The sequence below is a fragment of the Streptomyces sp. NPDC059895 genome (assembly GCF_042731035.1).
Taxonomy (GTDB): domain Bacteria; phylum Actinomycetota; class Actinomycetes; order Streptomycetales; family Streptomycetaceae; genus Streptomyces.
Map to the genome: position 1 here is coordinate 81,234 of NZ_JBHWKO010000019.1, position 7,203 is coordinate 88,436.

The following is a 7,203-nucleotide window of genomic DNA, read 5'->3' on the forward strand; positions in this document are numbered from 1 at the left end:
GGGGGGGGGGGGGGGGGGGTGGGGGGGGGGGGGGGGGGGGGGGGGGGGGGGGGCCCCGCCCCCCCCCCCCCCCCCACCCCAGTCGCCGCCCCGCCCGGGGAAGGTTGCCGGGTCCGTGCGAAAAAGAGCGAAAATTTCGCTCCCCGCCCGCCCCCGCTCCCCCGATTGACGCCCCGGACCGCGGCTGGTGAGACTCCCCAGGGCACGTGATCCAACACAATCCCCCACTCCCACACAGGATGCGTCATGCCTCCTGGCCTCCCCTCCCAGCACCGCGACCACCGGAGCACGCCCCGTGACACACCCGCAGTACGCCGGCTACCTGTTCGCCTACTTCACCGGAGAGGGCACCGCCGACGGTGAGCAGATCCGCTACGCCCTCAGCCGCGGCGACGACCCGCTGCACTGGCGCGAGCTGAACGGCGGACGGCCCGTCCTGACCTCCACCATCGGCGAGCGGGGTCTGCGCGACCCCTTCGTGATCCGCTCCCCCGAGGGCGACGGGTTCCATCTGATCGCCACCGACCTGCGCATGTACCGGGGCAGCAGCGGCAGCTGGGACGAGGTCCAGCGCCACGGCAGCAAGTCGATCATGGTGTGGGACTCCACCGACCTGGTCCACTGGACCGACCAGCGCCTGGTGAAGGTCTCCCCCGACACCGCCGGCAACACCTGGGCGCCGGAGGCCCACTGGGACCGGACCCTGGGCGAGTACGTCGTCTTCTGGGCGTCGAAGCTGTACGCCGACGACGACCCGGCGCACACCGGCTCCACCTACAACCGGATGCTGTACGCGACGACGAAGGACTTCCGCGCCTTCAGCGAGCCGAGGGTCTGGCACGACCCCGGTCACTCGGTGATCGACTCGACGGTCGTCGAGCACGAGGGCACCTACTACCGCTACACCAAGGACGAGCGGGACCCCTCCTCCGGCTCCCCCTGCTCGAAGTTCGTCACCGCGGAGAAGTCGACGAGCCTGACGGACACGGCGTACGGCTTCGTCGCCGACTGCGTGGGCAGCGGCTCGGTCAGCCGCGGCGAGGGGCCCACGGTGTTCAAGTCGAACACCGAGGAGAAGTGGTACCTGTTCATCGACGAGTACGGCGGCCGCGGCTACGTCCCGTTCGAGACCACCGACCTCGGCTCGGGCCGCTGGACGGCGTGCGCCGGCCACCGGCTCCCGGCGAGCCCCCGGCACGGCACGGTCCTGCCGGTGACGCGGGAGGAGTACGACCGGCTGCTGGCCGCCTACCCGGCGACGCCCGCCTCGGTGGTGGACGTGACGGCGAAGGGCCAGAAGGGGTACGCGATCGTCACCGAGGCCTCCTCCAAGGTCGTCCTGCCGATGGAGCCCGACGCCGACCTGCGGCACCTCGCGCCGACGCTGTGGGCGGCCGAGGGCGCGTCCGTCTCCCCGGCGCCGGGCACGCGCCGTGACTTCCGCACGCCGCGGACGTACACCGTGACCGCCGCCGACGGGACGGCCCGCACCTGGACCGTGGAGGCCGTCCCCACCCGCAGTCCGCTCCTGCCGGGCCTCACCGCCGACCCGGACGCGCGGTACCTGGACGGCGAGTTCTGGATCTACCCGACGACGGACGGCTTCCAGGGCTGGGGCGGGACGCGGTTCTCGGCGTACTCCTCCGAGGACCTGGTGCACTGGAGGGACCACGGCGTCGTCCTGGACCTGGGGCCGGACGTGTCCTGGGCGGACGCGTACGCCTGGGCGCCGGCGATCGCCGAGCGCGACGGCCGGTACTACCTCTACTTCTGCGCAGAGCAGCAGATCGGCGTGGCCGTGGCGGACTCGCCCGCCGGTCCCTTCGCGGACGCGCTGGGCAAGCCGCTGGTGGGGAAGGACGGCCCCTGGTCCGGCCAGCTGATCGACCCGGCGGTCTTCACGGACGACGACGGCCGGTCGTACCTCTACTGGGGCAACGGCCACGCCTACGTGGTGCCGCTGGACGACGACATGGTGTCGTTCGACCCGGCACAGGTGCGGGACATCACCCCGGAGAACTTCCGGGAGGGCTCCTTCGTGGTCAAGCGGCGGGGCACGTACTACTTCATGTGGTCCGAGGACGACACCCGCAGCGAGGACTACCACGTGGCCTACGCGACGGGACCGTCCCCGCTCGGCCCGTGGACGAAGCGGGGGACGATCCTGTCGAAGCGTCCGGAGTACGGCATCCTCGCCACCGGCCACCACTCCGTGGTGAACGTGCCCGGCACCGACGACTGGTACGTCGTCTACCACCGGTTCGCCCTCGACGGCCCCGGCCGGCCGGGCGGCGACGGCACGCACCGGGAGACCACGGTCGACCGGCTGGAGTTCGCCGCCGACGGCACGATCGAGCCGGTCGTGCCGACGCTGGAGTCGGTCCGGCCGGTACAGCCGGTCGAGCCGGCCGCGACCGGCTGACCCGGTCAGTCCATCGTCGCGCCGATCGTGGTGCTGCCCGTGGTCAGGAAGGTGGTCACGGGCAGGGCGCCGTTCGACTGGCGGGCGTTGTACGTGGTGGACGCGTTCGTGGAGACGAAGGCCGGCGTGGCGATGCCGGAGTCCCAGTTGTTGCCGGCGGAGACGACGGAGGAGCCCTTGCTGACCAGGCCGCTGCCGTTGCTCACGGCGAGGTTCTTGCCGAGCCGGGCGGAGCCGGTGGCGAAGTAGTAGCCCCACTTGCCGTTGGCGTAGGCGGTGGTGCGGTTGATGACGATGGCGCCGGTGTTGGAGTTCTCGGTGAAGCCGTTGCCGGCGTTGTCCCAGGCGGCGGAGTTGTTGACGACGTGGGCGACGACCTCGCCGTCACCGCCCAGTTTGTAGCCGTTGCCGTCGCCCGCGAAGGCGGAGTCGCTCCAGCGGTTCTCGCCGTTGCCGAAGGCCCAGGTGTGCTCGACGGTGACGGGCGAGGAGAACGACCAGAAGTCGAGGCCGTCGTCGGAGTTGTTGTAGAGGCGGGCGCCGGTGATGAGGTTGCCGGTGCCGGAGCCGTACTTGACGGCGATGCCGTCGGCGTTCTCGCCGTGGTTGGCGGGGTCGTAGTGGCCGTAGCTGTCGATGTTCTTCACGGTGTTGTTCACCGTGCCGTCGCCGGTGAGGGTGAAGCCGGAGTCGCCGCCGTTGATGGTCTTGATGTTGTTCCAGGTGGTGCCGGTGCAGGACTGGCAGACGACCGCGCTGTCCGGGGAGTTCTGGAAGGTGATGTTCGAGACGTTCCAGTAGTCGGCGGTCAGCTTGAGGATCCAGTCGCCGTCGGGGAGCGACGAGCCGTCGATCTTGACCGTCTCCGAGCCGTACGCGGTGAGGGTGACCGGCGCGGAGGAGGTGCCGTTGGTGGTCGACTGGAGGGTGGCGGTCGGGTAGTAGGTGCCGCCACGGACCTGGATGACCGTGCCCGCGGTGGCGCCGGAGATCGCGCTGGTCAGCTCGGCCGTGGTGTCGACGACGACGGTCGCGGCCTGCGCCTGGGCGGGCAGGACGGCGAGACCGGCGCCCAGGGACAGGGCGGCGAGGGCGGTGAGAGCGGTACGACGAGACAGACGAAACATGGAGTGCGGGTCCTTTCCGTCGTGGGGAGTGGGGAGTGCGGAGTGGGGAGTGGGGAGTGGGGAGTGGGCTACAGGACGCGGTCCAGCCAGGCGAAGACCTCGTCCTGCATGCGGTCGACGAAGACGTGGCCGAGGTCGGGCCAGGTCTTCAGGTGCAGCCGCTCCTCGGCGTGGCGGGAGCGCCAGACGGCGCGCAGCTTGTCGTGGGCCGTGCGGACGCCGTCGGCGGGGAACAGCGGATCGAGACCGCCGTGGAAGAAGAGCATCGGCCGGGGGGCGGCGATGCTCGCCACGTCGGGGAAGTCGAGGTGGCGGGGCAGCCCGGGGTGGAGCATGTAGTAGGCGGACTGACCGCGCAGGGTGTTGTTGCCGGGGACCATCATCTCCTTCAGGCCGGTCATCCAGCAGACGGCGGCCGTGGCGGCGACGTCGTCGGTGAGGGCCGCCGTCTGCCAGGCGCGGAAGGCGCCCATGGAGAAGCCGACGGCCGCGATCCGGCGCCGGTCCACGCGGTCGAGGCGGGCGAGGAAGCCGGCGGCGCGGGCGTCCTCGCGGGCCATGAGGCCGGCCAGGGAGGAGCCCAGGTGGAAGAAGTTGCTCGCCAGCGCCTGCTGCTGGTCGTAGGCGAGGGGGCCGCGGTCGCCCCAGCCGAGGGCGTCGGCGGCCAGCACCACGTACCCGCGCCGGGCCAGTTCGTCGCCGACGAACCGTCCGCTGAAGTACTTCTCCGTCCACGCCCGGGCGGAGGCGAGCCGGGTGGTGTCGTACCAGGGCCGGACCAGTTTCTCCTTGCCGATGTCGAACTTCGCGCCGTGGTCGTGCAGGAGCAGCACGCCGGGGAAGGGGCCGGGGCCGTCGGGGGTGAGCAGCGCGGCGCGGACGCGTTCGTACCGGGTGAGGGAGAGGGTGACCAGTTCCCTCGTGTACCCGTCGCCCCGGACGGGCGAGCCGGACTCCGGGGCGTACGGGGTGCCGTCCTCGCGGTCGACGATCAGCGCCTCCTCGACCCGGGCGCGGGCCGCCCGGCGCCAGGCGCGGACGTCGCGGATCGGGGAGTTGCCCCAGGCGAGCGGGAAGGTGAGGGCGTCCTCGAGGGCGGGGTGGAAGTCGGGCAGCGGCCCGTCGACGACGGCGGCCTCGGCCCCGGTCGCCGCCGCCTGGGCCAGCAGCGCGGCCCCCGCGCCGACCACGAACGCCCGCCGCCGCACCGCGTCACGGGCGCTCATACGGCCTCCAGTCCCCGAGGTAGGTCCGCGGGGTGTGCGCGGCCGCCTCGGCCGCCGTCAGCTGCGGCCGGTTCTCCGGTGCGGTGACGGCCGCGCCCGGACCGGAGTTGGCGTACTCGGCGAAGCGCATGGTCTGCCAGGGGTAGGCGTCGCGCATGTTGGTGTAGGGGGCGGCGGCGTCGACGCCGGGGCCGATCCAGGTGTCCCGCACGACCAGCGACGGATGGGCGGTCGTCTCGTACGTCGGCACCCAGGGCCGGGCCAGCTTGTACGCGCCGTCCTCGGCGCCGGAGGTGACGCGGCAGCGGACGGCGAGGAACCCGTAGGGGTCGGCGCGGGCGGTGGAGGGCGCGAAGACCATGCCCTTGGGGGTGAAGTCCACGTCCCGCGGCAGGGTGTGGAAGCGGCAGGTGTCGAAGACGGCCCGGGCCCGCCCGAAGACGAAGTCGACATCTCCTTCGAGGTGGCAGCCGCGGTAGTAGTGCCGGTCGAAGGCGTCCAGGGCGGTGGTGTCCGCGAAGAGGGTGTCCTGGTGGCCCAGGAAGCGGACGTTGTCGAAGTGGGAGCGGTCGCCGGTGACGTACGCCGCCACCGCCTGGGTGCCGGTGATGTCGGGGTGGTCGGCGCGCAGCCAGTCGTTGGCGAGGGTGAGGTCGCGGACGGTGAGGCCGGGGGCGGCGGAGGTGAAGGTGGCGGAGCCGGCCGTGCCGTAGGTGGTGCCGTCGGGTCTCGTCGTGCCGTTCGCGTGGTCGAAGACGACGACGGCGGCGCGGGCGTCGCGGGAGGCGCCCCGCAGGGTGAGGTCCGCCGCGTCCGCCGGGACGCTGACGACCTCGCGGTACGTGCCGGGGTGCACGACGATCGTCCGGCCGGGTCCGTCGACGGCGTCCACGGCGGCCTGGAGGGAGTCGCCGGGGCGGACGTGCAGGACGCGGCCCGACCGCGCGCGGGCGGGGGCCGGTCGCGCGTGGGCGGGGGCCGGTCGCGCGTGGGCGGGGGCCGACCGCGCGTGGGCGGGGGCCGACCGCGCGTGGGCGGGGGCCGCCGCCGTCAGGGCGCCGGCCGTGAGACCGGCCAGGAGGGTGCGCCTGCGCATGTCAGCAGGTCTCCTTCCACGGGGTCCAGTCGCCCAGGCAGGTCTCGCGGGTCGCGGAGGCGGCCTGTTCGGCGGTGAGCTGGGGCCGGTTCTCCGGGACGGTGACGCGGGCGCCCGGCCCGGTGTTGCGGTACTCGGCGAACCGCTGGTCCTGCCACGGGTAGGAGGCCGACATGTTCGTGTAGGGCGCGACCGCGTCGAGGCCGGCGCCGAGGTGGGTGTCGCGGACGGTGAGCATGGGGCGGGCGGTGGTGTCGGAGCTGGGCACCCAGGGGCGGGCCAGCTTGTAGTAGGCGTCCGGGGCCTCGCTGGTGATCCGGCTCCGGGTCACCAGGTAGCCGCGCGGGTTGGCGCCGGCGGTGGAGGGCGCGAAGACGAAGCCGTAGGGGGCGGCGGCCAGGTCGGTGCGGTCCAGGGTGCGGAAGTGGCACTGCTCGAAGACGGCGGTCCCCCGGCCGAAGACGAAGTCGACGTCCCCCTCGGCGTAGCAGTGGGAGAAGTACTGGCGCGCGAAGGTGCCGAGGGCGAGGGAGTCGGCGTAGAGGGTGTCCTGGTGGCCGAGGAAGCGGCAGTGGTGGAAGGCGGACCGGTCGCCCTGGACCTTGATCGCGACGGCCTGGGTGCCGGTGATGTCGGGGTGGTCGGCGCGCAGCCAGTCGTTGGCGAAGGTGATCCAGCGGGCGGTGAAGCCGTCGGCCTGCACGGTGGTGGTGGCCGAGCCGGTGGTGCCGTAGGTGCCGCCGCCGGGCTTGGCGGTGCCGGCCGCGTTGTCGTACACGATCACCACGTCCCGCGGGTCCTCGCAGGCGCCGATCCAGGTGGCCTCGGTGCGGGTGGTGTCGACGGCGACCGTCTCGCGGTAGGTGCCGGGGGCGAGGACGAGGGTCCAGCCGGTGCCGGCGGCGGCGGTGACGGCGTCCCGGACGGTGGTGTGGTCGCCGCGTCCCTCCGGGTCGACGTAGAGCGTCCGCGGGGTGAGGCGGGCGGCCGGGGAGCCGAAGCGGCCGAACGGCCGGCGGGCGGCCGGGGAGCCGAAGCGGCCGAACGGCCGGCGGGCGGCCGCGCGGGCGGGGCCGGCCGGGAGGCCGAGCGCGGCGGCCGCGCCGGTGCCCGCCGTCAGCAAGCGCCTGCGGGACAGGGGGTGTCGGGGGTGGGGCGAGGGCATGCGGGTGCTCCTATGCGGTGCGGCACGTCAAGGGGTCCTCGGGGTGGGGGGTCGCGGGGCGGGGGGGGGGGGCGCGCGCGGGGCGGGGGTGGGTGGGCGGGGGGGGTGGCGGGGGCGGGCCGGGGCCGGGGGCGGCCGGGGGCGGGCGTGGCCGGGGGGGGGTCGGG

Annotated in this window: 5 protein-coding genes; 1 reads left to right on the forward strand and 4 read right to left on the reverse strand. The window is 73.6% G+C overall.

Annotated elements, in window-relative coordinates:
• Positions 1–253: 253 nt before the first annotated feature.
• Positions 254–2,422, forward strand: coding sequence for a family 43 glycosylhydrolase (locus ACFV9M_RS22455; protein ID WP_385068435.1), 2,169 nt, complete (start codon positions 254–256; stop codon positions 2,420–2,422).
• A gap of 5 nt (positions 2,423–2,427) precedes the next feature.
• Here ACFV9M_RS22455 and ACFV9M_RS22460 read toward each other — a convergent pair whose 3' ends face one another.
• The 4 genes from ACFV9M_RS22460 to ACFV9M_RS22475 form a co-directional block, all read right to left on the reverse strand.
• Complete coding sequence (locus tag ACFV9M_RS22460) at positions 2,428–3,540, reverse strand: chondroitinase-B domain-containing protein (RefSeq protein ID WP_385068433.1); 1,113 nt, start codon at positions 3,538–3,540, stop codon at positions 2,428–2,430.
• 77 nt (positions 3,541–3,617) lie between these two features.
• Positions 3,618–4,775, reverse strand: coding sequence for a dienelactone hydrolase family protein (locus ACFV9M_RS22465; protein ID WP_385068334.1), 1,158 nt, complete (start codon positions 4,773–4,775; stop codon positions 3,618–3,620).
• Positions 4,762–5,871, reverse strand: a complete 1,110-nt coding sequence (locus ACFV9M_RS22470) for a pectinesterase family protein (protein WP_385068332.1) — start codon at positions 5,869–5,871, stop codon at positions 4,762–4,764. Before ACFV9M_RS22470 ends, ACFV9M_RS22465 begins: the two co-directional genes overlap by 14 nt.
• Before the next feature lies 1 nt (position 5,872).
• Positions 5,873–7,036 (reverse strand): pectinesterase family protein, encoded by a 1,164-nt coding sequence (locus tag ACFV9M_RS22475; protein ID WP_385068331.1) that lies wholly within the window; start codon positions 7,034–7,036, stop codon positions 5,873–5,875.
• Between the last annotated feature and the right edge of the window lie 167 nt (positions 7,037–7,203).

What these genes read in the sequence shown, in the direction of transcription:
- ACFV9M_RS22470 (WP_385068332.1), bottom strand. Translation starts at nt 5,871, where the DNA reads ATGCGCAGGCGCACCCTCCTGGCCGGTCTCACGGCCGGCGCCCTGACG.
- ACFV9M_RS22475 (WP_385068331.1), bottom strand. Translation starts at nt 7,036, where the DNA reads ATGCCCTCGCCCCACCCCCGACACCCCCTGTCCCGCAGGCGCTTGCTG.
- ACFV9M_RS22465 (WP_385068334.1), bottom strand. Translation starts at nt 4,775, where the DNA reads ATGAGCGCCCGTGACGCGGTGCGGCGGCGGGCGTTCGTGGTCGGCGCG.